The organism is Caulobacter sp. (genome assembly GCF_049283275.1).
In the GTDB taxonomy this organism is placed as follows: Bacteria; Pseudomonadota; Alphaproteobacteria; order Caulobacterales; family Caulobacteraceae; genus Caulobacter.
Genome location: NZ_JBAPVS010000290.1, coordinates 1 through 1,934 on the forward strand (window position 1 = coordinate 1; position 1,934 = coordinate 1,934).

The 1,934-nt window shown below is 69.9% G+C and carries 3 protein-coding genes; all 3 read left to right on the forward strand.

Features of this window, described 5'->3' with window-relative positions:
* Positions 1–146 precede the first annotated feature (146 nt).
* Positions 147–1,124, forward strand: a complete 978-nt coding sequence (locus WAL33_RS16490) for a mitochondrial fission ELM1 family protein (RefSeq protein ID WP_422182612.1) — start codon at positions 147–149, stop codon at positions 1,122–1,124.
* A gap of 82 nt (positions 1,125–1,206) precedes the next feature.
* Positions 1,207–1,407 carry a hypothetical protein gene (locus tag WAL33_RS16495; protein WP_422182610.1) on the forward strand — a complete coding sequence of 67 codons (201 nt, stop codon included), beginning with the start codon at positions 1,207–1,209 and terminating at the stop codon, positions 1,405–1,407.
* A gap of 65 nt (positions 1,408–1,472) precedes the next feature.
* A partial coding sequence (locus tag WAL33_RS16500) for a cytidylyltransferase domain-containing protein (protein ID WP_422182611.1) occupies positions 1,473–1,934 on the forward strand: 462 nt, incomplete at its 3' end.

Here is a 1,934-nt window from a genome sequence, read left to right on the forward strand (position 1 = left end):
GTCCCAAGTCGCGCCCGGGCGCCGCCGAGGCCGCCGCCCGTCCCGGCCCCGAAACGCCGGTTCTCGACGCGGCCGCCCCCCAAGCGTCCCCTCCCGAGGAGCCCTCTCCCGAAGCGCCTCTCCCGGAAGCGCCGCCCCCCAAGCCGATCGTCATCTGGGCGATCTCGGACGGCCGGGCGGGCATCGAGGCCCAGGCCGTGGGCCTGGCCGAGGCCGTCGGTCGCCAGGTTCCAGCCACGATCGTGGTCAAGCGCGTGGAATGGCGGGGCAAGACCGGCCGCCTGCCCTGGTGGGCCAATTGGCTGCCGCGCCACTGGCTGACCCCCGAGAGCGGCGTCCAGGCTCCGTGGCCGGACCTGTGGATCGCCGCCGGCCGCGCCACCCTGCCCCTGTCGATCCGCGCCAAGCGCTGGTCGAACGGCAGGACCTATGTCGTGCAGATCCAGGACCCGCGCGTCCCGGCCAACATGTTCGACCTGGTCATCCCGCCCAAGCACGACCGGCTGACGGGCGACAATGTCCTGCCGATCACCGGCTCGCCGCATCGGGTCACGAGCCAGCGGCTCGAAACGGAATACGAAAAGTTCAAGGACCAGATCGACGCCCTGCCTCGGCCCCGCGTGGCGGTGCTGCTGGGCGGCAAGTCCAGGGCCTTCGACCTGTCGGCCGTGCGCGCGGCCGAGATGGCCCACCAGATCCAGCTGCCGCTGGAGCAGGAGGGCGGCAGCCTGCTGATGACCTTCTCGCGGCGCACGCCCGACCCGGCCAAGGCCCTGCTGACCGCCCGCCTGCGGCATCTTCCCGGGATCATCTGGGACGGCCTGGGGGCCAACCCCTATTTCGCCTTCCTGGCGGCGGCCGACTACATCCTGGTCACCGAGGACTCCACCAACATGGCCACCGAGGCGGCCTCGACGGGCAAGCCGGTGTTCATCCTGAAGATGGACGGGACGAGCCTGAAATTCCGCCTGTTCCATCAGGAACTGGAAGGCCTGGGCGCGGCCCGTCCCTATGGCGGGGCCTTCCACGGCTGGACCTATGAACCGGTAGACGAGACCGGCCGCGCGGCGGCCGAGATCGTGACGCGGATGCAGGCGCGGTGGCAGAGTACGACAAACGCTTAGGGCGAGCGTCGCCGATGTTGCGTCCACAGGTTGTTCTTGTTATGTTCACGGCATGACGGAACCGGCGCTAAACGTTCTCAGCTTGGGCAAGGCCAACCGCAATGAGCGGCGAAAGGCCATCGCGACCACGCTCAACGCCCTATCCGTGGCGCTCGTGATTTCAGCCGTGCTCCAGCCTCTGGCCTCGGGAATCCTCGATATCTCCCGCGTGGTGCTGGTGACGGGCCTGTTTCTTGTTCTCCAGATCGTGCTGCACTATGTTCTGGCCCGTGTGGAGGACTGAATGGATCCGTTCGTCCAAGCGATGCTCATCCTGTTCGGCAGCGCGCCGCTGGCCCTGCTAGCCGCGTGGCTGGTCGACATGTTCGAGCGCCGGTCGCACCGCCGCTGATCCTCGCCGTCCTCCAGGCCCGCATGGGTTCCGAACGCCTGCCGGGCCGGCCGGGCATGCTCCTGGCCCGGGCGCCGCTGGTCGTGCGCCAGATCGAGCGGATGGCGCGGGCCCGGCGCGTGGGCAAGATCGTGGTCTCGACCACCACCGACCCCGCCGACGACGCGCTGGAGGCCATGATCCGGCGCGAGGCCATTCCCGTCCATCGCGGTCCGCCCCAGGACGAGCTGGCCCGCCTGGCCGGCGTCCTGGCCGCCCATCCCGCCGACCACGTGGTGCGGGTGGGCGACGACAGCCCGCTGATCGATCCGGACCTGATCGACGCGACCATCGACCTGCACCTGTCCGAACAGGCCGACCACACCACCAACCGCTCGCCCGGCGCGGCCTTTCCGGCCGGCCAGGGGGTGGAGGTGATC